This window comes from Actinoplanes derwentensis (assembly GCF_900104725.1).
In the GTDB taxonomy this organism is placed as follows: Bacteria; Actinomycetota; Actinomycetes; order Mycobacteriales; family Micromonosporaceae; genus Actinoplanes; species Actinoplanes derwentensis.
In genome coordinates, this window is record NZ_LT629758.1 from 3108225 (window position 1) to 3129364 (window position 21140).

15 protein-coding genes and 1 pseudogene are annotated in these 21140 nt (G+C 70.6%); 5 read left to right on the forward strand and 11 right to left on the reverse strand.

The genetic code is table 11. The annotated features are described in order from the left end of the window. Nucleotides 1-61 precede the first annotated feature (61 nt). Together BLU81_RS13670 and BLU81_RS13675 are read right to left on the reverse strand one after the other, a co-directional pair. A complete protein-coding gene (locus tag BLU81_RS13670) occupies nucleotides 62-1534 on the reverse strand; it encodes a PH domain-containing protein (RefSeq protein WP_092544817.1) in 1473 nt (490 codons plus the stop codon). Then, entirely contained in the window at nucleotides 1531-2031 is a 501-nt protein-coding gene (locus tag BLU81_RS13675) for a PH domain-containing protein (RefSeq protein ID WP_231954493.1), read from the reverse strand. Before BLU81_RS13675 ends, BLU81_RS13670 begins: the two co-directional genes overlap by 4 nt. Nucleotides 2032-2182: 151 nt before the next feature. On the opposite strand from BLU81_RS13675, the gene BLU81_RS13680 reads away from it, so the two are divergent. Together BLU81_RS13680 and BLU81_RS13685 are read left to right on the forward strand one after the other, a co-directional pair. Beyond that, nucleotides 2183-3001: a carbon-nitrogen hydrolase family protein gene (locus BLU81_RS13680; protein ID WP_231954494.1), complete on the forward strand. Its 819-nt coding sequence runs from the start codon at nucleotides 2183-2185 to the stop codon at nucleotides 2999-3001. Further along, nucleotides 2998-4653: a flavin monoamine oxidase family protein gene (locus BLU81_RS13685; protein WP_197686223.1), complete on the forward strand. Its 1656-nt coding sequence runs from the start codon at nucleotides 2998-3000 to the stop codon at nucleotides 4651-4653. The genes BLU81_RS13680 and BLU81_RS13685 overlap by 4 nt, the downstream gene beginning before the upstream one ends. 20 nt (nucleotides 4654-4673) lie before the next feature. On the opposite strand, the gene BLU81_RS13690 is transcribed toward BLU81_RS13685, so the two are convergent. The 4 genes from BLU81_RS13690 to BLU81_RS13710 form a co-directional block, all read right to left on the reverse strand. Continuing rightward, nucleotides 4674-5543 carry a hypothetical protein gene (locus tag BLU81_RS13690; RefSeq protein WP_231954495.1) on the reverse strand — a complete coding sequence of 290 codons (870 nt, stop codon included), beginning with the start codon at nucleotides 5541-5543 and terminating at the stop codon, nucleotides 4674-4676. A gap of 797 nt (nucleotides 5544-6340) precedes the next feature. Continuing rightward, the gene (locus BLU81_RS13700) at nucleotides 6341-7240 is read right to left on the reverse strand and encodes an ACP S-malonyltransferase (protein WP_092544827.1); all 900 of its coding nucleotides are present in this window, start codon (nucleotides 7238-7240) and stop codon (nucleotides 6341-6343) included. Next, a complete protein-coding gene (locus tag BLU81_RS13705) occupies nucleotides 7237-8640 on the reverse strand; it encodes a class I adenylate-forming enzyme family protein (RefSeq protein WP_092544829.1) in 1404 nt (467 codons plus the stop codon). Before BLU81_RS13705 ends, BLU81_RS13700 begins: the two co-directional genes overlap by 4 nt. A gap of 20 nt (nucleotides 8641-8660) precedes the next feature. Continuing rightward, nucleotides 8661-9779: an agmatinase family protein gene (locus BLU81_RS13710; RefSeq protein WP_092544831.1), complete on the reverse strand. Its 1119-nt coding sequence runs from the start codon at nucleotides 9777-9779 to the stop codon at nucleotides 8661-8663. Between the two features lie 499 nt (nucleotides 9780-10278). Here BLU81_RS13710 and BLU81_RS13715 point away from each other — a divergent pair, with 499 nt between their 5' ends. Continuing rightward, nucleotides 10279-13035, forward strand: coding sequence for a helix-turn-helix transcriptional regulator (locus BLU81_RS13715; RefSeq protein WP_092544833.1), 2757 nt, complete (start codon nucleotides 10279-10281; stop codon nucleotides 13033-13035). Nucleotides 13036-13042: 7 nt separating this feature from the next. On the opposite strand, the gene BLU81_RS13720 is transcribed toward BLU81_RS13715, so the two are convergent. Further along, nucleotides 13043-13906 (reverse strand): metallophosphoesterase family protein, encoded by an 864-nt coding sequence (locus BLU81_RS13720; protein WP_373873382.1) that lies wholly within the window; start codon nucleotides 13904-13906, stop codon nucleotides 13043-13045. Nucleotides 13907-13940: 34 nt separating this feature from the next. Here BLU81_RS13720 and BLU81_RS13725 point away from each other — a divergent pair, with 34 nt between their 5' ends. After that, complete coding sequence (locus BLU81_RS13725; RefSeq protein ID WP_092544835.1) at nucleotides 13941-14792, forward strand: ABC transporter ATP-binding protein; 852 nt, start codon at nucleotides 13941-13943, stop codon at nucleotides 14790-14792. Continuing rightward, the gene (locus BLU81_RS13730; protein WP_092544837.1) at nucleotides 14789-15637 is read left to right on the forward strand and encodes an ABC transporter permease; all 849 of its coding nucleotides are present in this window, start codon (nucleotides 14789-14791) and stop codon (nucleotides 15635-15637) included. The genes BLU81_RS13725 and BLU81_RS13730 overlap by 4 nt, the downstream gene beginning before the upstream one ends. A gap of 21 nt (nucleotides 15638-15658) precedes the next feature. Here BLU81_RS13730 and BLU81_RS48230 read toward each other — a convergent pair. The 4 genes and pseudogenes from BLU81_RS48230 to BLU81_RS13750 all read right to left on the reverse strand — a co-directional run. Continuing rightward, nucleotides 15659-15967 (reverse strand): annotated as a pseudogene (locus BLU81_RS48230) (MMPL family transporter); the annotation flags it as partial. A gap of 30 nt (nucleotides 15968-15997) precedes the next feature. Then, nucleotides 15998-17002: a methylmalonyl Co-A mutase-associated GTPase MeaB gene (gene meaB / locus BLU81_RS13740; protein WP_092544839.1), complete on the reverse strand. Its 1005-nt coding sequence runs from the start codon at nucleotides 17000-17002 to the stop codon at nucleotides 15998-16000. Next, on the reverse strand, nucleotides 16999-19197 hold the full coding sequence (gene scpA / locus BLU81_RS13745; RefSeq protein WP_231954496.1) for a methylmalonyl-CoA mutase: 2199 nt from the start codon (nucleotides 19195-19197) through the stop codon (nucleotides 16999-17001). The genes meaB and scpA overlap by 4 nt, the downstream gene beginning before the upstream one ends. Continuing rightward, the gene (locus BLU81_RS13750) at nucleotides 19194-21044 is read right to left on the reverse strand and encodes a methylmalonyl-CoA mutase subunit beta (protein WP_197686224.1); all 1851 of its coding nucleotides are present in this window, start codon (nucleotides 21042-21044) and stop codon (nucleotides 19194-19196) included. Before BLU81_RS13750 ends, scpA begins: the two co-directional genes overlap by 4 nt. Nucleotides 21045-21140: the final 96 nt, after the last annotated feature.

Sequence of the window (21140 nt, forward strand, 5' to 3'; positions counted from 1 at the left end):
AGCTCACACTTCGGTGTGAAGCTATGCGCGGTCACCTACTGCCGAAGCCCCTGCCGCACCCCTAGACGAGGAATGGTTCGAGCATTCCTGGAGTGGCCTCGTCGATGAGGGTGAGGCCGTCGGTGAGGGCGATGTCGCGAATGCGGAATCCGCCCCGGCCGGCGGCGACGAAGGCGACCAGGGTGGCCAGTCCGGCACGGCGCTGGGCGGCCGACTGATCGACGCCCCAGCCGATGATCGAGGAGCGGTCGAGCAGGACGGTGCGGCGGGCGTAGGTCCCGCAGCGGGTCACCAGGTAGGGGCCGTGCAGTCCGGTGCCGAGGTTGCGGTAGGCGTCCACCGCAGCGGCCAGCGCGACCGGCAGCAGTACCAGGGCGGAGATCCCGGCGATCCACAGCAGTACGTCGGTGAGCAGCACGCCGAGGATCACCAGCGGCAGTTCGGCGACGGCGACGGCGCCCAGCGCCCAGGTGATCCGGCGGCGCAGCGCGGCCCGGGGCGCTCCGGCCAGGACGATGCCGTCGAGCAGGTCCGGCGGCTCGCCCAGGACGGTGGTGGCGATGTGTTCCACCTCGGTCCGGGAGGCGGGCGGCAGCAGGGCGCTGCGCATCGACGTCGGCCGGTCGTCGGCGGAGCCGAGGCCGGTGGCGACGGCGTTCAGGCGGGCGCCGCGGGCCAGGCGCAGCGGCAGCGGTTCGGTGATCTGCACCCCGTGCAGCCGGCGGCGTTCCAGCCACACCGACCGGGTGCTGAACAGGCCGCGGTGCAGCCGGAAGGCTCCCTCGCCGGCTTCGTCGAGGCGGTAGTCCCACCACGTCTCGACGAAGGTGGCGAGCGAGGTGACCACGCCGAGAAGAACGACGACCAGGATCGGTACGACGATCGCCAGCCACAGTGGCAGGCCGGCCAGGGTGAACCAGATGTCGCGCAGGAAGCCGACCTCGGCCGGGTTGATCCGCAGCGAGTCGAGCAGCCGGGCGAATCCGCCGGCCACGAAGCCGACCCCGGCGACACCCCACAGAGTGAGCGGGGCGTACCGCAGCCAGCGCCAGGTCAGCGCGGCGATGACGCGGTCGCCGCCGATGCCGGCCCGGGCCAGCCGCCGCAGCCGGTCAGCGTGTTCGGCGGTCACGCCGTCGAGGGTGAGGTGCCGGCCGTCGCCGGCCACGTGCTCGCCGGTGCTGATCCGGACCGCGCGCAGCCCGAGCAGCCGGTGCAGCGGGGTGGCGGTGACGTCGACGGTGCGGATCCGGTCCCGGGGGATGGTCCGGTAGCGCCGCAGGAACGCGCCGGTGCGCAGCTCCACCCGGTCGCCGGTGATCCGGTAGCGGGTGGTGCGCAGCCGGACCGTGAACGCCACCGCGATGATCACGAAGCTGAGGCAGATCGAACCGGTCGTGATCACCGCGGCCAGGTCCAGGTCACCGCCGGTGAGCAGCAGGGTCACCAGGATCGAGCCGAGTGGCGGGACCAGCCAGGTGAGACTGATCGCGACCATCCGGGGGTGCAGCCGCTGCCAGTCGGCTGTGGTCATTGACCGTCTCCGGGATGCTCCTGGGCCCGGCCGGCGAGTTGTTCGGCGAGTTGTTCGGCGAGCGCGCGATCGAGGCCCTGGATGCGGATCGGGCCGGCCGCCGACGCGGTGGTCACGATCAGGCCGGTGAGCCCGAACAGCCGCTGGATCGGGCCGCTGACGGTGTCCACCGTCTGCAGCCGGGCCAGCGGAGCGATCCGGGACCGCTGCCAGAACCAGCCGGAGACGGCGTAGACCGCGTCGGCGGTGCTCTCCCAGCGGTGCACCCGGTATCGCCAGAACGGCATGGCCAGGACGTAGATCAGCCCGATCGTGCCGACGATCGCGCAGCTGAGCCCCAGCCAGAAGCGGGCCGGGGGGATCAGCGCGGTCAGCAGGGCGAGGACCGCGACCGGGGGCACGGCGACGACGGCGGCCTGCACACTCCACCAGCCGAGGGCGCGGCGATCGAGACGATGACGGGGACGCCGGAGGCGCGGGGGGTCGCGGTCGGACACCCCGCCAGCATAGGTGCCATTCATTTTCCGGGCTTTGTGGAATTGCGCACTGGGGTGGTCCGGCCGGGTAGGGGTTGCCGATTCCGGGGCGCGTGGATAGCAATTGCCGGTCACGACACAATGCCTGCTCGAAATGCGGGGCGAACGACCGGTGAATGCTACGGAAACTGCGGGGACGACGCGGGTCGCGTGCTGGCAACCGGAATGGGTGGCGGGCCGGCCGTACCGCGCGGGCTTCCTGTCCCGGCTGTTCCTGGCCGCGGAGCGGGCGGCGGACGGCGGTGCGGCGCTGCTGATCACGCCGGAGATGTCGGCGACCGGCTACCACCTGGGCCGGGCCCGGACCGCGGAACTGGCCGAGCCGGACGGTGGGCCGCTGGCCGACGGTGTCCGGGCGATCGCCGAGCGGACCGGGGTGTCCATCGTCTACGGCTGGCCGGAACTCGACGGCGACCGGATCTACAACAGTGTGCGGATCACCGGCGCCACCACGGCCCGGTATCGCAAGACCCACCTGTACGGCGAGTTCGACAACTCGGTCTTCAGCGCCGGTGACGAACTGGTCGTGCAGGCCACCGTCGGCGCTCTCACCGTGGGCCTGCTGGTCTGTTACGACGTGGAGTTCCCCGAGACGGTCCGGGCTCACGCGCTGGCCGGGACCGATCTGTTGATCGTACCGACGGCGCTGGTTCGGCCCTGGGAGGTGGTCGCGTGCACGCTGGTGCCGGCGCGGGCCTTCGAGAGTCAGATGTTCATCGCCTACGTGAACTGGTACAGCGCGAGCGCCGACGGCTATTGCGGGCTGAGCCGGGTCGCCGCCCCGGACGGCACACTGCTGGCCGAGTGCCCGCCGGACCGGGCGGAGACGCTGTTCTTCGCCGACCTCGATCCGGCGGTGCTGACCGCGGCGCGGCGGGCCACCCCGTACCTGGCCGACCGCCGTCCCGACCTGTACGGGCCGGCACGATGACCACGTTCGGTGAGGCGCCGCCGGTCACCATGTTCGGGCCGGACTTCCCGTTCGGGTACGACCGCTGGCTGGCCCACCCGGACGGTCTCGGCATGCTGCCGGCCGACCGGCTCGGCACCTCGGTGGCGGTCGTCGGCGGAGGGATCGCCGGGATCGTCGCCGCTTACGAGCTGATGCGCCTGGGGCTGCGCCCGGTGGTGTTCGAAGCCGAGCAACTGGGCGGGCGGATGCGGTCGGTGTCCTTTCCCGGGCATCCGGGGGCGATCGCCGAACTGGGGGCGATGCGGTTCCCGCCGGCGGCCACCACGCTGTTCCACTACATCGGCCTGGCCGGGCTCAGCACCCGCCCGTTCCCCAATCCGCTCGCCCCGGCCACCCCCTACACCGTCGTGGACGTCAACGGCGAACGGCACTTCGCCCGGGACGCCGACGATCTGCCGACGGTGTATCAGGAGGTCGCCGACGCGTGGGCGAAGCTTCTGGAGGAGGGTGCCGACTTCAGCGCGGTGGAGTCGGCGATCCGCCGCCGGGACACCCCGACGCTCAAGGCCCTGTGGAACCGTCTGGTGCCGCTGCTGGACGACCAGTCGTTCTACGGTTTCCTGGCCGCCTCCCCCGCGTTCGCCTCGTTCCGGCACCGGGAGATCTTCGGCCAGGTCGGGTTCGGTACCGGCGGCTGGGACACCGATTTCCCCAACTCGATGTTGGAGATCCTGCGGGTCGTCTACACCGGGGCCGACGACCGGCATCTGACTCTGGCCGAGGGCGCTCAGCAGTTGCCGTTGCGGCTCTGGGACCACGCGCCGGACCGGATGGCGCACTGGCCGGCCGGCACCTCGCTGGCCGCGCTGCATCCCGGTGGGCCGCGACCGGCCGTCGCCCGGATCTCCCGCGGCGCCGGTGGATTCCGGGTGGACGCCGTCGACGGGAGCGGCGAGTTCCCGGCGGTGGTGCTCACGCCCCAGGTGCGCCTGCTGCTGAACCGGATCGACACGGCCGAGGACCTGTTCACCACCGACGTGTGGACCGCTGTGGAACGTACCCACTACATGGGTGCTTCGAAGTTGTTCGCCCTGGTCGACAGGCCGTTCTGGACCGATGTCGACCACCGCACCGGCCGTCCGGCGATGGGTATGACACTCACCGACCGGTCACCGCGCGGGGTCTACCTGTTCGACGGCGGGCCGGCCGAGCCCGGGGTGATGTGCCTGTCCTACACGTGGAACGACGACTCGCTGAAGACGGCCGCGCTGCCACCGGCCGCCCGTCTGGACGTGATGCTGCGCCATCTGGGCCGGATCTATCCGGGTACGGACATCCGGAGCCGGGTCATCGCCGCGCCGGTGACGGTGACGTGGGAGACCGAGCCGAACTTCATGGGCGCGTTCAAGGCGAACCTGCCCGGCCACTACCGCTACCAGCGCCGTCTCTACACCCACTTCATGCAGCGTGGCCTGCCGTCCCACCAGCGCGGGGTGTTCCTGGCCGGCGACGACGTCTCCTGGACCGGCGGTTTCGCCGAGGGCGCGGTGACGACGGCTCTGAACGCGGTCTGGGGTGTCCTGAACCACTTGGGCGGCGTCACCCCGGCCACCAATCCGGGCCCGGGTGACGCCTTCGACACCATCGCGCCGGTGGACCTGCCGCTCTGATCCCGGTCCGGTCGCGCTGTTCACTGTCGCGGCACGCCCCCTCCGGGTTGCGCGAAATCCCAGCCGTAGCGGCGCCCGGCCGGCTGATCGTCGCGCCAGGTGACCTCCCATGTCCGGTCGGACTTCTGTTCGAAGCCCATCAGTTGCCCGTACCCGTTCTGTTCCTTGACCGTCGGCTGCTGGGTGCTCGGCGGAAACCGGAAGATCGCGGTGAAGCTGGTGAAGGCGGACGGCGCACCGTTGGCGGTCTGCAACCGGTCGTCCCAGTGCAGGGTGTCGAATCCGCGGCGGCGGAACGGTCCCCACAGTTCCTTGGGGCGGTACTCGACCCGCCACTCGGTCTTCGTGTGGATCGGCGGGTCGAAGACCAGCCATACCTTCAGTTTGTTGATCTGTTCACGCACCGGGATCAGCGTTATCTCGCCGTCGGCCCGGTAGGCCCGGAAGCCGATCGCCTCGAGGGTGGCGATCTGTTCACCGTGCATCGGAACGATCGGGCGCATCGTCCGGTTGGTCACCAGCGGTTCGGGAGTGGTGACCCGGCGCTCGACGATGAGGTCCGATTCGTCGTCCGTCCCGATGTTGATGGTGACTTCGAGGGTCTCGGAGTACAGCGGGCGTTCGCGTTCACTGATCCGTTCGATGGCCTCCAGGCAGCGCTGGTGCGCGGCACGGACGAGGGTCACCCGCTCCGCCTCGACCGCCACCTGTTTGCGCAATTCGCGCACCTTCGCCTCGTAGTAGACCTGCCAGATCTTGACGGCGAGAACGACCAGGCCGGTGAGTACGACCGCGATCAGCAGTCCGCGAGCCAGCAGCGTGGGAACGACACCCAGTTCGGCGATGTCGGCGACGATGCCGAGAAGCGAGGCGGCGAAAAAGCCCGCCACGGCGACCGGTGTCCTCCAGCGATGCGTTCTCTCTCGATCGGGTAGCGGCGATGACATCGGTCCCGGCCCCCCTGGCTGTCTGAGTCACCAATGATGCCCAGCAGTTGGAGAGGGGGAAATACTCTAGCGGGTGATGCGACTCGGTCGAGGGTCTTTTGTGCGCTGTCCGAGAACGGCCTCTTACGGTGGGCTGAGGTTATTCGGCAGCCCTTGCCTGATGGCGATTCTCTGGGCATTCTGCGGATGGTTACATCACGCTCTATCGATCACCATGCGGAGGATCGGCCATGTCGAGACCGGGGTTCTCACGTCCCAGACCGAAGGATCATCTAGCCGATTCGACCGGCGAGGGCGGCAACTTCGCGTTCCGCCTGACCACTGTCATCGGGCCTGCCAGGCTGCTCGCGGCGGCACTCACGGTATCGGCGGTCCTGGTCGTGCTGGCGACGGTCCTCGTGGGATGGGCGACCGTGGGAATTCCCTAACTTCCGCCTTCACCGGTGCGGCGGGCGAGGCGGTAAGCGGTCGAACAGGCCCACTGAATCATGACGTCTCCTGAATGCTCGTGACTGTTCCGGCCCATCGGCCCCGGGGCGGATCGTGACCACCTTACGGCGCACCATTGCCGTAACGCCGATGACCACGATCGGGTAACGGGCCCGCGAGGCGGGAATTCACCCGTCCGGCATCGCTGACCGGTTCCGGATCGGCGTCGAAGTATGCCCTGATCAATTTACTCCGGCTCCGTGCGCGGCGCGGGTGAAGCCAGGTAATGCTCCCGGGCGTCGGGAAAAGCGTCAGCGGCGCGGGCGGACCAGGGCGCGCCGCAGGTCGCAGAGTTCGACGTCGAAGGCGGCGGTGGTGCCCCGCAGTTTGGCGAGCATCGTGTCGGGCCCGGCGATCCACAGCCGGTCCACACCCCGGTCGCGCAAGCCCTGGATGGTGTCCAGCCAGCGGATCGGCCGGACGAAACCGTCGAGCAGGGCGGTACGCAGCGCATCGGGCTCGGTGATCTCGGCGCCGTCGTGGTACGAGATGATCGGGACGCGGGGGGCCGCCAGCTCGTACCGGGCGTACACCTGCTCCATGCGGTCCCGGACTCCGGTGAACAGGGCGGCGTGTGCGGGCGGGCGCATCGTGTAGAGGGAGTAGCCGCCGGCGTCGCTGATCGCCGCTTTGAACCCGTCCAGCTCGTCCTCCCGCAGCGTCACCATGTGGAAGTCGGTGTCCAGCCGACCGGAGATCTCGTACCAGGCCAGCCCGGCCAGCAGTTCGCCGAGTTCGGGCACGCGGGTGAACGAGTGGGTGACGACGTCGCGGTGTTCGGTGGCGAAATACTCCTGTTCGGTACGGGCGATCTCGTCCACCAGGCGCACCGTGTCGGCCGCCGGGAGCGCTCCGGTCCAGCTCAGGGCGGCCCGTTCGCCGAAGCTGGGGCCGGCGCAGTACGCCGGGTCGGCGCCGAGTTCCTGTTGCGCCCAGTCGGCCAGGGCGAGGCAGGCGAGCAGCACCGCGACCTGTACCGGTGGTGAGTAGTCGTCCTCCGGCGCGTCGGCGAGGGCGTCGGCGAGGTGGTACCCGAGGGTGTCGTCGGCTTCAGCGAGCCGCTGCCGGGCGTACGGCGAGATCATCAGGAATGTCCCGAGGTCTCGTCGCCGGACCGGGGAGAGAGCGGGGAAGACGATGGCGCTGGTCATGCCAGGGACTCCAGGGCGGCGCGGTCGGGTTTGCCGTTGCGGTTGAGGGGCAGCCGGGGCAGCACGACGACCTTGTTGGGCTGCTCGTACGCCGGGAGCACCGCGTCGATGCGGGCCCGCCAGTAGGCGACGTCCGCGCCGTCCTCGTCCTCGACGAAGAAGGTGAGGGAGCTGCCGCGGCGCTCGTCCGGAGTGGCGATGACCTTGGTGGAGCAGCCGGCCTCGGCCATCCGGGCCTCGATCAGTTCCGGGTAGAGCGTGTACCCCATCCGCCGCACGGCCAGTTTGCGCCCGGCCACGAACAGGTTGCCGTGTGCGTCGAGCCGGCCCAGGTCACCGGTGCGCCGCCAGGTGCGCGGGGCCGGTTCCACTTCGCCGTCCTCGCCGAGGTAGCCCCGCATCAGATCCGGCGAGTCCACCTCGATCTCGCCGATCCGCCCGGCTTCCACGGGCTGCCCGGCGTCGTCGACGATCCGGACGCCCATGCCGTCGACCGGTTGCCCGGTGGCGATCGGGTTCTCGGCGGTGGCGAAGGCGACGTTGCCGAGTTCGGTGCTGCCGTAACTGTCCAGTAGCGGCTTGCCGCACAGGGCGACGTAACGCTCGGACAGGGTCGGGTCCAGGGGCGCGGCGCCGCTGCAGTAGAGCCGGACGTGGCGCAGGTCGGCCAGCGGGTCGGGGCGCCGGGAGACCAGGTTGTGGATGGTCCGGTAGCTGGCCGGGGTCGCGTCGATCACGGTGGCCCCGGTCTGGCCGGCCATCCGCAGCGCCCGGTCGATCCGCCGGTACGGGGCGACCACCAGCGAGCACCGGACCAGCCAGGCGATCAGGACCATCGACAGGCCGTACTGGTGGGAGAAGGGCAGCAGCGGGAGCAGTACGTCGTCCGGCCGGTGACCGATCTGGACGGCGTTGCGTTCCAGGTTGCGCAGGAAGTCCGCGCCGGTCTTGACGATGCCCTTGGGGACGCCGGTCGACCCGGACGACCACATGATCAGGCCGTCCGGCAGTGCCCGCCACTCGTCCAGGTCGAGGGGACCGTCCAGGACCGGCGCGGGCCGGGCGGCGGCCTCGGCCAGCAGCTGGTAGACGTACAGCGTCTCGCCGTCGTCCGGCGGCACCGAGTCATCGTCGACGATCGTCAGGGCGGCCCGGGTCAGCCGGTGGATCCGGGTGGTCTCCTCGGCCTTGTCCTGCTGGTCGAGCAGCACGATGGAGGCACCGGCCCGGGCCAGGCCGAGCAGGACGGTGACCCAGGCGGCCGAGTTGCCGGCTTTGAACAGCACCCGGGTGCCGGGCCGGACTCCACGATCGGTGAGGACGGCGGCGACCGCGGTGGCGGCGCGTTCCACGTCGGCGAGGGTCTGGGCGGAGTCGGGCGCGTAGACAGTGGCCGTCATCGGCGGGGCCTTTCCAGGGCTCAGGTCAGCGGGAACTTCAGCTGGCCGGAGGCGATCGGGTTGACGTAGTCGGCGCTGACCATCCCGGCCTTGCGCATGGCCAGGCCGGTCAGGCCCTCGAAGATGGCGCGGCGGGCATTCATCGTGGTGGTGTAGCCGGGGTCCAGGTGCGGGGCGACCTCCACCACGTCGATGCCGATGACGTTGGTCTCGGCACAGATCCGCCGGAAGGCCGGAAAGAGTTCGCGAGGTGTCAGGCCGCCGGGTTCCGGGGTGCCGGTGCCGGGGGCGTACGCGGGGTCCAGGACGTCGATGTCGAGTGACAGGTAGACGAACTCGGGGCCGTCCTGGATCTCCTCGATGACCTTGTCGAGAACGGCGGTGAAGCCCTTGCGTTCGATCTCGACCATGAAGTGGGTCCGCAGTCCCTGCCGCCGCATCCAGTTGAACAGCTGGTCATCCGGCCCGGTCGGGGTGCGCAGCCCGACCTGCACGAAGTTCTTGCCGGGGATCTTCTTCTCCTCGATCAGCCGCCAGATCGGCGTGCCGTGGGTGATGCGGTGACCGAAGATGTGCTCGTGACAGTCGGGGTGAGCGTCGAAGTGGACGACGCCAACCTTGTCCGGGCCGTACAGGTCGGCCAGCGCGCCGACGCTGGCGATCATCAGCGAGTGGTCGCCGCCGAGGATCACCGGCACGGCTCCGGTCTCGGCGACCTCCTTGACGGTGCCGGCGATCGAGGGCAGCGACTTCTCCACGCTGAAGATGTCGATCGCGGCGTCCCCGTAGTCGACCACCTTGAGCTGCTGGAACGGACTGACCCGAGTGCTGGCACTGATCATCAGCTCGGGCGTGTTGAACAGGTAGCGTTCGTCGGAGCGCAGGGCGCGGGGACCGTAAGCGGCACCCCGGTGACCGGACGACGAGTCCAGCGGCACGCCGAGGACAGCGACGTCGACGCCACCGGCGCGCAGGTCCGCCGGTTCCAGGCAGACCGGCAGGCCCATGAAGGTCGGGATGCCGCTGTAGGCGGCCTGCAGGAAGTTGCGGCGCAGGTCGATCGGGCCGGGTTCGCGCGCGGGCGCCTGCGAACGGTCCACCGGAAGCTGCCAGACCTCACCCGCTCCGTTTTCCTCCACGCCGCCTCTTCCTCGTTGTTCATCGGTTCGTCCGGGACCGCGCTGGACACTATGGAATTAAGCGGATGCGCCATACCCCAGGACACCCCCTAGTCCGGCATTCCCGATTCAGGTTCCAGTCGGTTTCCGGAAAGAATCTGTTAACTTCCCACACAAAAGAGACGGAGACAACACGAACTTTTACCGTACGTGTTGTTTTCGCAGGCCAGCGACGCTTATAAGCGCGAACGTATAGAGTGCTTCGTCCAGATATAAGGTGATCGCATGTTGCCGGGTTTGATGATAATTGCCCCATTTAGCCAGGCCGTCAGCGACGATTGTTAACGCTTCCTTTCATTGCTGGCCGCCCCTGCCCGGTGCCATACTCGCCGCGTTGATCAACGCAGGTTAAACGGTTCAGAATCCCACCCGGAATACCATTCTTTTCGACCTGTGCAACGTAGGCATACGCCGATGAGAGTCATGGAAAACGGGGGGTGACTTCGAGGAGAAGCAACGCATGTTCGTCGAACGAGAGGGACAACTCGCCGCCTTCACGGAGGCACTGGCCGGCGCGGTCGCCGGCCGGGGCGGAGTCCTCGCCACCACCGGTTCGATGGTCAGCGGCAAGTCAACCCTGCTCCGTGCCTTCGCGGATCAGGCGCACCACACCGGCTTCACCGTGCTGCGCGGCACCGGCGCCCGCAACGAACGCGAACTGCCGCTGAGCCTGGTCAACCAGTTCGGCCACGATCTGCCGTACCTCAAGACCGGCAAAGCCGAACTCGTCCGGGAGATCCACGAGGCGGCGGTACGCCACGGCCGCGGCCGCATGGTGGTCGGCCCCCGCCTGGCCGGCATCCTCGCCACCGCCACCGCCGACCTGATCATGGCCGCCGAGCACACCCCGATCCTGGTGACCGTCGACGACCTGCACCACGTCGACCCGCTGTCCCTGCACTGCCTGCTCTACCTGGTCCGGCGCCTGCGCAGCTCCCGCATCCTGGTCGCGGTGACCGGCGGCGACCTCGTCGAACCCACCGACCCGCAGCTGTACGCCGAGTTCATGGAACTGGCCGCCGAGGACCAGCTGACACTGCCGGCGCTGACCCGGCACGGCGTCGGCGAGATGCTCACCGGCATCCTGGGCGGCCGGCCCGACGAGGCACTGGTGCGCGCCTGCACTTCGGCCTCCGGCGGCAACCCGATGCTGACCCGCACCCTGATCTACGACCTGCGCACCTCCGGCACCCCCTACCTGGACCGCAACGGCCAGGTCCAGCCGGGACACATGTACGCCACGGCGCTGCGCCGCTACGTCGAACGCTGCGCCCCGGAACTGCGCCGGGTCCTGGCCGCCGCCGCCCTGTTCGACGGAACCCCACCGGCCGACGCGCTCACCATCGCCCGGCTAGCCTCGGTCGACACCGCGGCCGCCAGCCGGGCACTCACCGCCCTGGAGAACGCCGGGCTGGTCACCGGCGCCGGCCTGCCGCACCCCGGCGCCCGGCAGGCCGTCCTCGACCAGCTCCCACCGGCCGCCCTGACGAGCCTGCACCTCCGGGCGGCGCACCTGCTCTACGAACGTGGATCGGCGCCGCTCTCGGTCGGCCGGCATCTGCTGGCCGCCGGGCAGGCGCCCGAGTGGTCCGGTCCGGTGCTGCGGGCCGCCGTCGAGAGCCTGCTCGCCGCCGGCGACAACATGACAGCGGTGGGGCTGCTGCGCCTGGCCCACGACGGGGCCCCCGACGACCGGAGCCGGGCCGAACTGCGGGTCGCCCTGCTCCGGGCCGAATGGCGCAGCGGCCCCGGCTGTGCGGAGCACCGGCTCGACCAGCTGATGGCCGACGCCCGGGCCGGGCACCTCACCGCGGCCGACCGGCTGGTCCTCGCGCACTACCTGCTGTGGCTCGGGCGTACCACCGAAGTGGTCGAGCTGCTCGACGGGATCACCGGCGACACGCTCCGGCCGGAGATCCGGCTCCTCAAGGCCTGGATCCGCTTCACCTGCCCCGGCCTGCTCCGGCACGACGACACCGATCCGGCCCCCACCGGCCGCACCGCCGAGACCGCGAACCTCGCCGACCCGATGGCACACGCCCTCGACACCCTGGCCAAAGGTCCCAGCCTCGCCGCCGTCCTCGCCGCCGAACAGGCCCTGCAACGTTCCCCGCTGGCCGGCCGCAACCAGACGATCATCGCCGCCGCGCTCACCGTCCTCGTCCACTGCGACCACCTCGAGACGGCGTCACTGTGGACCGAGCGCCTGCTCGCACAGGCCATGGCGCACGCCGCCCCGATCTGGCAGGCCCAGCTGCTGGCCACCCGGGCCGACATCGCGCTGCGCTCCGGCCGCCCGGCGGAGGCCGAACACTCCGCCGAGGCCGCCCTGGCCATGGTGTCGCGGGACAGTTGGGGCCCGGCGATCGGCTACCCCCTCAGCACCCTGATCATGGCGCACGTCGCCCGCGGCCGGCTCGACGAGGCCGGCCGGCTGCTCGACGACCCGGTGCCGGACAGCATGTTCGACACCGTGTGGGCGCTGGCCTTCCTGCGCGCCCGCGGCAGCCTGTACCTGGCCCGCAATCGCGCGCAGGCCGCCCTCGACGACTTCATCTCCTGCTGGGACCTGACCGCCCGCTGGAACCTCGACCTGCCGTCGCTCGCACCGTGGCGGGTCGACGCCGCCCACGCGTACCTGCGGCTCAACCAGCCGGAACAGGCGCGGGCCCTGGCCGAGGGTCAGCTCACCCAGCTGTCACCGGAGCCGAACCGGGCCCGGGCGGCGACCCTGCGGGTGCTGGCCGCCACGGTGCCGCTGGCACAGCGGCCGTCACTGCTGCGGGAGGGCGCGGAGATCCTGCGAGCCTGCGGCGACCGCCTGGAACTGGCGCACACCCTGGCCGATCTGGGTGAGGCGCAGCGGGCGCTCGGCGACTTCCAGCGGGCCCGGATGACCATGCGCCGGGCGTACGACCTGGCCGGTGAATGCCGGGCGGACGCGCTGCGCGGACGGCTGATGCCGGACATCGACGACCTGGCGGGCGAGACCGCCGACGAGACCGACGCCGAGGCCTTCAACTCGCTCAGCGACGCCGAACGGCGGGTCGCCATGCTGGCCGCGCAGGGCAGCACCAACCGGCAGATCGCCACCAAACTGTTCGTCACGGTGAGCACCGTGGAGCAGCATCTGACGAAGATCTACCGCAAGCTCAACGTGGCCCGCCGGGCCGACCTGCTGATCAAACTCGGTCCTCGGCTCAGCAATGTGGCCTGACCCGGGTTCAGCCCAGCACCAGCCGCGGGGTGCCCGGCGTGGTGCCCCGATGGCGCCACTCCCGCGGGTAGCCGAGCGACACCTCCACGAAGCGGACGCCGTCGTACCAGGTAGTCCGGGGAATGTGCAGGTGACCGTAGACGGCCGCGGTGGCCCGGTACCGCACGTGCCAGTCCGCGGTCAGCTCGGTCCCGCACCACTGGGCGAATTCGGGCTTCCACAGAATGCGCGTCGGTTCCCGGACCAGCGGCCAGTGGTTGATCAGCACGGTCGGCAGGGACTCGTCGACGGCGTCGAGACGGCGGCCGGTCTCCTCGACCCGGGCCCGGCACCAGTCCTCGCGGCTGGCGTACGGGTCCGGGTGCAGCATGAACTCGTCGGTGCACACCACACCCACCTCGTACGCCCGGGCCAGCGACGCCTGTTTGGTCTCCAGTCCCGGCATCCGGAAGGTGTAGTCGTAGAGCAGGAACAGCGGCGCGACCACCGCCGGTCCACCGGCACCCGTCCACACCGGGAACTCGTCCTCCGGGGTGACCACACCGAGCCGGCGGCATTGTTCGACCAGCAGCCGGTAGCGCTCCACACCACGGGCCCGCACCGGATCGTCCTTCATCGTCCACAGTTCGTGATTGCCCGGCGACCAGATCACCTTGGCGAACCGGCCGGCCAGCAGTTCCAGGGTCCGCACCACGTCCTCGAAGATCTCGCCCACGTCACCGGCCACGATCAGCCAGTCACCGTCATGAACCGGCCGGATCCCCTCGGTGATCAGCCGATTCTCGGGATAGGAGACGTGCAGGTCGCTGATGGCGTACAGGCCCGGGGTGCTCACGGCCGCAGCGTAACCACGCCCGGCCGGGCCGCCCACCCCTGAACCACCCCGACTCCAGGAGACCTGACCCGTGACAGAAGCAGTACGTGTACGCGACCTCCGCAAGAGCTACCACGGCTCCCCCGCCGTCGACGGTGTCGACCTGGACATCGCCGAAGGTGAGATCTTCGCCCTGCTCGGGCCCAACGGCGCCGGCAAGACGACCACCGTCGAGATCCTCGAAGGCTTCCGCAAACGGGACTCCGGTGAGGTCCGGGTGCTCGGCGAGGACCCGCAACGGGCCTCCCGGCGCTGGCGGTACGGCATCGGGCTGGTGCTGCAGAACGCCTCCGACATGGCCGACATGACGGTGGCCGAGACCGTCCGGCACTTCGCCCGCTACTACCCCGGCCCACGCCCGGTCGACGAGGTGATCGAACTGGTCGGCCTGACCGCCAAGGCCGGCGCCAAGGTGCGGACTCTCTCCGGCGGCCAGCGCCGCCGGGTCGACGTCGCCATCGGGGTGATCGGCCGGCCCCGCCTGCTGTTCCTGGACGAACCGACGACCGGTTTCGACCCGGAGGCCCGCCGTCAGTTCTGGGCACTGATCCGGCTGCTGTCCGAGCAGGACGGCACCACCATCCTGCTCACCACCCACTACCTCGACGAGGCGGAGACCCTGGCCGACCGGGTGGGCGTGATCAACGCCGGCCGGGTGCTGGCCGTCGACACCCCCGCCGAGCTGGGCGGCCGCTCGACGGCCGAGGCCGAGGTGACCTGGCTCGAGAACGGCGCCACCCAGAGTCTGCACACCAAAGAGCCCACCGCGGCGGTACGGGACATCGCCGCCCGTTTCGGTGACAGCGCGGAGATCCCGCACCTGGCCGTGCACCGGCCCACCCTCGAAGACGTCTACCTCGACCTGATCGGAAGCCCGCGATGACCACCGCGACCACCCCGCGCGAACCCTCGGTCGCGTCCCTGCGCGAACCCTCGGTCGCGTCTCTCTGCGCGGCCCGCGCCGGCGTCGAACTGCGCCAGTTCTTCCGCGAACGCACCGCCATGGTGTTCACGTTCGCGTTCCCCGTCGTCCTCCTGGTGCTGCTCGGCTCGATCTTCGACCGGCAGATCGCCGGCCTCGGCATCCCGGCCAGCCAGCTCCTGGTCGCCGGCATGATCGCGGCAGGTGTCGGTTCGACCTGCTTCGTCAACCTCGCCACCAGCATCACCAGCGACCGCGAGGACGGCACCCTGAAACGGCTGCGCGGCGTGCCGATGCCGCCGGTCGCCTACTTCGTCGGCAAGGTCGTGCTGGTCCTGGTCACCGCCGCAGCCGAAGTAGTGATCGTGCTGGCGGTCGGGGTGGGCTTCTACGACCTGCCGCTGCCCTCGGACGCCACCCGCTGGGCCACCTTCACCTGGGTCTTCCTCCTCGGCGTCATCGGCTGCGCGCTGCTGGGCACCGCCATCAGCAGCATCCCCCGCTCGGTCCGGGCCGCGGCACCGATCGTCAACCTGCCGTTCCTGATCCTCCAGTTCGTCTCCGGCATCTTCATCGTGCCGCTGAGCGCCCTGCCGGAGCCGTTGCAGCAGTTCGGCGCGGTGTTCCCGCTCAAATGGATGGCGCAGGGCTTCCGCTCGGTGTTCCTACCGGACTCCGCGGCCTCCTTGGAGGCGGCCGGCACCTGGGAACACGGCCGCATCGCCCTGGTACTCACCGCCTGGTGCCTGGGCGGCCTGGCCCTGTGCCTGACCACGTTCCGCTGGCAGGGCCGCAAGGACGGCTGACCCGAAGGGCCGGGGATCTCTTCAACGCCGGTGCCGGGGCCCCTGGGCTACGTGGGATCTCGGGGTGTCGGCGGGGTCGGGACCGCGGTCGGCGTCGGCCGCGCTCCTGACGTCGCCGGCGTGCAGGTGCAGGTGGGCGCCGCCGGGCCGGGCCAGGCCGGCGCCTTCGATGTCCACGTCCGGCAGGGCCCGGTCCAGCCACCGCGGAAGCCACCATGCGCTGCGGCCCAACAGGTGCAACACCGCGGGGACCAGTGTCATGCGGACGATGAACGCGTCCACGACGACGCCGACGGCCAGGGAGAAGCCGATGGCCTTGATGGTGGCGTCGCTGCCAAGATGAAGGCCGCGAACACGCCGTCATGCTCCGAAGGGCAGTGATCCCCGGGTGGCCTGCGGGAGTGCTGAGGCGCGATCGTACGAGGCGAGCAGTTCCTGGACGGCCTGGGCCGGAGTGAGGGACCCGTCCAGGACCCGTTGCCGTACGTCACCGGCGGTGGCCCGTACCGCCGGGTGGGTTTCGAAGCGGGTCAGCACGGCTTGCCGGGCCATCGCCCACATCCAGTCCGCCTGCTGGGCCCGCCGCCTCCCGGCGATGTCCGTCTGCGCGCGGTGCGCGGCCAGCTGGGCCCACACCTCGTCGACGCCGGTCTCCTCCAGGGCACTGCACGTCAGGACGGGTGTCACCCAGCCACCGCCGTCGTCGAGCATCCGCAGCGCGCCGGACAGGTCCCGGGCTGCGCGTTTCGCCTCGACGACGTGCGGGCCGTCGGCTTTGTTGACGGCGATGACGTCGGCGAGTTCCAGGATGCCTTTCTTGATGCCCTGGAGCTGGTCGCCCGCGCGGGCCAGGGCGAGGAACAGGAAGGTGTCGACCATGCCGGCGACGGTGGTCTCGGACTGGCCCACGCCGACCGTCTCCACGATCACCACGTCGTACCCGGCGGCCTCCACCACGACGATCGCCTCACGGGTGGTCTTCGCGACACCGCCCAGGGTGCCGCTGGTCGGTGACGGCCGGACGTAGGCGGCCGGGTCGGCGGCGAGCCGGGCCATCCGGGTCTTGTCGCCGAGGATGCTGCCGCCGGTACGCACCGACGACGGGTCGACGGCGAGCACCGCGACCCGGTGCCCGGCAGCGGTGAGGTCGCTGCCGAGCGTGTCGATGAAGGTGGACTTGCCGACGCCGGGCACCCCGCTGATGCCGATCCGGTGGGATCGGCCGGCGTCCGGGGTGAGCAGGGCGAGCAGTTCCTGTGCCCGGATCTGGTGGTCGGCCCGGGTGGACTCGACCAGGGTGATGGCGCGGGCCACCCAGGCCGGGATGCGGGACCGCACCCCGGCGGCGATCGTCTCGGGGGTCATCCCGGGTGGCCGAGCCGGGCGGACAGGTCGCTGAGCAGACCGAGCGCGGCCTCGGCGAGGACGGTTCCGGGCCCGAAGATCGCGGCGGCACCGGCGGCGCGCAGCGCGTCGTGGTCCTGCGGCGGAATCACCCCACCCGCGATGATCATGATGTCGGACCGGCCCTGAGCGGCGAGTTCGTCCCGGAGCGCGGGCACCAGGGTGAGGTGGCCGGCCGCGAGGGAGTTGACGCCGACGATGTGCACGTCGGCTTCGACGGCCTGCCGGGCGACCTCGGCCGGGGTGGCGAACAGCGGGCCGACGTCCACGTCGAAACCGAGGTCGGCGAAGGCGGTGGCGATCACCTTCTGACCGCGGTCGTGGCCGTCCTGGCCCATCTTGGCCACCAGGATCCGCGGCTGGCGGCCCTCCGCCTCGGCGAACACGGCGGTGGCCGCACGGGCCTGCTCGATGTTGGTCACCACGCCGGCCTCCTTCCGGTAGACCCCGGAGATCGTACGGATCTGGGCGACGTGCCGTCCGTACACCCGCTCCAGGGCCGCGGAGATCTCGCCGACGGTCGCCTTCGCCCGGGCCGCGTCGACCGCCAGGGCCAGCAGGTTCCCGTCACCGTCGGCCGCGGCTCGGGTCAGCGCGTCCAGTGCGGACGTGCAGGCGTCCTGATCACGCTCGGCCCGCAGCAGGCGCAGCCGCTCGACCTGGCCCGCCCGTACCGCCGCGTTGTCGATCTTGAGAACGTCGATCGGCTCGTCGGCGTCCGGACGGTACTTGTTGACGCCGATGACGGTCTGCCGGCCCGAGTCGATGCGGGCCTGGACCCGGGCGGCGGCCTCCTCCACCCGCAGTTTCGGGATGCCCTCGTCGATCGCCCGGGCCATCCCACCGGCCGCCTCGACCTCGGCGATGTGCTCCCGCGCGCGAGCCGCCAGGTCCCGGGTGAGGCGCTCCACGTAGGCACTGCCGCCCCACGGGTCGATCGCCCGGGTGGTGCCGGACTCCTGCTGCAGCAGCAGCTGGGTGTTACGGGCGATCCGGGCGGAGAAGTCGGTCGGCAGAGCCAGGGCCTCGTCGAGGGCGTTGGTGTGCAGCGACTGGGTGTGCCCCTGGGTCGCGGCCATCGCCTCGACACACGTACGCATCACGTTGTTGTAGACGTCCTGGGCGGTCAGCGACCAGCCGGAGGTCTGGCAGTGCGCCCGCAGGCTGGTCGACCGCGGATCCTTCGGCGCGAACTCGCTCACCAGTTCAGCCCAGAGCAGCCGGCCGGCCCGCAGTTTGGCGACCTCCATGAAGAAGTTCATGCCGACGCCCCAGAAGAACGACAGCCGGGGCGCGAACGCGTCGATGTCGAGGCCCGCCTTACGCCCCGCACGCAGGTATTCCACGCCGTCGGCCAGGGTGTAGGCCAGCTCCAGGTCGGCGGAGGCACCGGCTTCCTGCAGGTGGTAGCCGGAGATCGAGATCGAGTTGAAGCGGGGCATCCGCTGCGAGGTGAACGCGAAGATGTCCGAGATGATCCGCATCGACGGCGCCGGCGGATAGATGTAGGTGTTGCGGACCATGAACTCCTTGAGGATGTCGTTCTGGATCGTGCCGGACAGTTTCTCCGGCGCGACACCCTGCTCCTCGGCGGCGACGATGTAGAGCGCGAGCACCGGCAGCACCGCGCCGTTCATCGTCATCGACACGCTCATCCGGTCCAGGGGGATGCCCTCGAACAGGCGGCGCATGTCGTAGATCGAGTCGATCGCCACCCCCGCCATCCCGACGTCACCGGTCACCCGCGGGTGGTCGGAGTCGTAACCACGGTGGGTGGGCAGGTCGAACGCCACCGACAGGCCCTTCTGCCCGGCGGCCAGGTTGCGGCGGTAGAACGCGTTCGACTCCTCCGCGGTCGAGAACCCGGCGTACTGCCGGACCGTCCACGGCTGGTTGACGTACATCGTCGGGTACGGACCACGCAGGTACGGCGCGAGACCCGGATAGCCGTCCAGATCACCCAAACCCTCAAGATCAACACCGGAGAACAGCGGCGGTACGGCGATGCCCTCGGGCGTGTGCCAGGTCAACTCGTCGGGGGTGTGCCCGGTCTCGGCGAGCACCGCGGCCTGCCACTCCGCTCGGCCGTCCGGACCGCCATCCGGACCTTCCGCCGCGGTGGAGGTCAGCTCGGCGGTGGAGAAATCGGGGATCACTGCGGTACTCCCAAGTCGGCGAGCGTGCTGGTCAGAACGGCGATGGCGTCCCCGCCGACCCGGATGTCACCACGGCCGGCGATCAGGACCCGGGTCGCTCCGGCCGCCCGCCACTCCTCGGCCACGGCGTCGGCCCGCTCGGCGTAGTCCCGGTCCGAACCGCACAGACAGACGACGCCGGGCGGCTTCTCGCGCCGTTGCACGTCGCCGGGCGGGTTCTTCTCCTCGCCGGGCCGCTTCTCGTCGCCGGGCGGGTTCTCGTCGCGGGCGGTGGTGACCGCGATGCCACCAGCGGCGAACAGGTTGGTGGCGAACGTGACGCGCTGACCGGACGCCGCCGGGGAACCGATCGGGACCAGCAGAACCGTGGGCTCATGGCCCGCACTGCGGTCCCGCAGACGCTCGAACTCCTCCGCGTAATGATGCCGAGGCAGGCCACCCCCGGCCGGCACCACGGCCGGGCGCCGCTGCAGCGGCTTCTCGTCCAGGTTCGGGAACTCGCTCACACCGGTGATCGGGTCACGGCGATGCGCGAGGTTCTCCCGCCGTCGCTGCCAGGTAGCGGCGAGACGGTCGGCGACCAGTCCGCTGTCCAGAGCGGCGGCGAGCCCACCGGCACGTTCGACAGTGGTGAACCAGTCCCACGCGGCACGGGCCAGCTCGTCGGTGTACCGCTCCACATACCAGGAGCCGCCGGCCGGGTCCGCCACCCGCGCCACATGCGCCTCCTCGACGAGCAGGATCTGGGTGTTACGGGCCAGCCGCCGGGCGAACCCGTCCGGCCGGCCGAGCCGATGATCGAACGGCAGCACCGTCACCGCGTCGGCCCCGCCCACTCCCGCGGCGAACGCGGCGACCGTGGTGCGCAGCAGGTTCACCCACGGGTCCCGGGCGGTCATCATCGCCGCCGAGGTCACCGCGTGCTGGCGCTGCCCACCCGCCCCCGGCACACCACAGATCTCGGCGACCCGGGCCCACACCCGGCGGGCCGCCCGCAGCTTCGCGATGGTGGCGAACTGGTCGGCGGTCGCCGCGAACCGGAACTCCAACTGGTCCAGAGCCTGCACCACGGTCAGGCCCGCCCCGGTGAGCGCCCGCAGGTAGCCGACCCCGGCCGCCACCGCACAGCCCAGCTCCTCCGCCTCGGAACCACCGGCATCGTGGTAGATCGTGGCGTCGACGGTGATCGCCCGCAGCCCCGGAGCCTGAGCCGTGCATCGGGCGGCCAGCACCGCGGCATCCCGCAGCGCTCCGGCCAGTCCGCTCGGGTCACCGGTCCGGGCCCGCCAGCCCAACGGGTCAGCACCGAACCCACCACGAGCCTTCCCGGCAGCGCGAGTCGTCCCGGCACCGCGGGCCTCCAGCAGGGTGAACCATGCTGGGCCGGCTGCGGCGAAGGCGTCGCCGGAGTCCAGGACCACGGCCGCGAGATCGAGATGGATGCCGTCCAGGGCGTCCGGCAAGGCCTCCAGAGGCAAGGCGCCGTCACCGACCCGCAGCCAGAGCGAGGTGGCACCGTTCTCCAGATCGGCGAGCGCGGCCTCACGAACCTCTTTGTGGTTCGCGTCGGTGTGCCGCTGGCGGACATCCCACCCACCGATCAGCCCACCGGCGGCCCGGGCGCCCCGCACGAACGGAAACCGGCCGGGCAGTCCGGTCGGCGGCAGGTCCGCACTACCGGCCGTCTGCAGCGCCGGGATCCGCAGCCCGTCATAGGTCTGGGCGGCGAGCAGCTCCGCGACCTGTTCCGGACCGGCGTCGTCGCCAGCCGTGCCCGACCTGCGGAGTGCGGCCAGCGCCAAGCGCCGCCACTCCGTATCCGGTTGATGATCCTCCGACACCGTCACGCCACCCAATATGCGTGTTGCCGGGCGGCAAGGCCAACCCCTATCGCCCTCGATCCACCCGGATCAAGAATCAGTAAACTCGCTTCTGCGACGATC

What these genes read in the sequence shown, in the direction of transcription:
- BLU81_RS13670 (WP_092544817.1), bottom strand. Translation starts at nt 1,534, where the DNA reads ATGACCACAGCCGACTGGCAGCGGCTGCACCCCCGGATGGTCGCGATC.
- BLU81_RS13685 (WP_197686223.1), top strand. Translation starts at nt 2,998, where the DNA reads ATGACCACGTTCGGTGAGGCGCCGCCGGTCACCATGTTCGGGCCGGAC.
- meaB (WP_092544839.1), bottom strand. Translation starts at nt 17,002, where the DNA reads ATGACCCCCGAGACGATCGCCGCCGGGGTGCGGTCCCGCATCCCGGCC.
- BLU81_RS13705 (WP_092544829.1), bottom strand. Translation starts at nt 8,640, where the DNA reads ATGACGGCCACTGTCTACGCGCCCGACTCCGCCCAGACCCTCGCCGAC.
- BLU81_RS13715 (WP_092544833.1), top strand. Translation starts at nt 10,279, where the DNA reads ATGTTCGTCGAACGAGAGGGACAACTCGCCGCCTTCACGGAGGCACTG.
- BLU81_RS13700 (WP_092544827.1), bottom strand. Translation starts at nt 7,240, where the DNA reads ATGACCAGCGCCATCGTCTTCCCCGCTCTCTCCCCGGTCCGGCGACGA.
- BLU81_RS13730 (WP_092544837.1), top strand. Translation starts at nt 14,789, where the DNA reads ATGACCACCGCGACCACCCCGCGCGAACCCTCGGTCGCGTCCCTGCGC.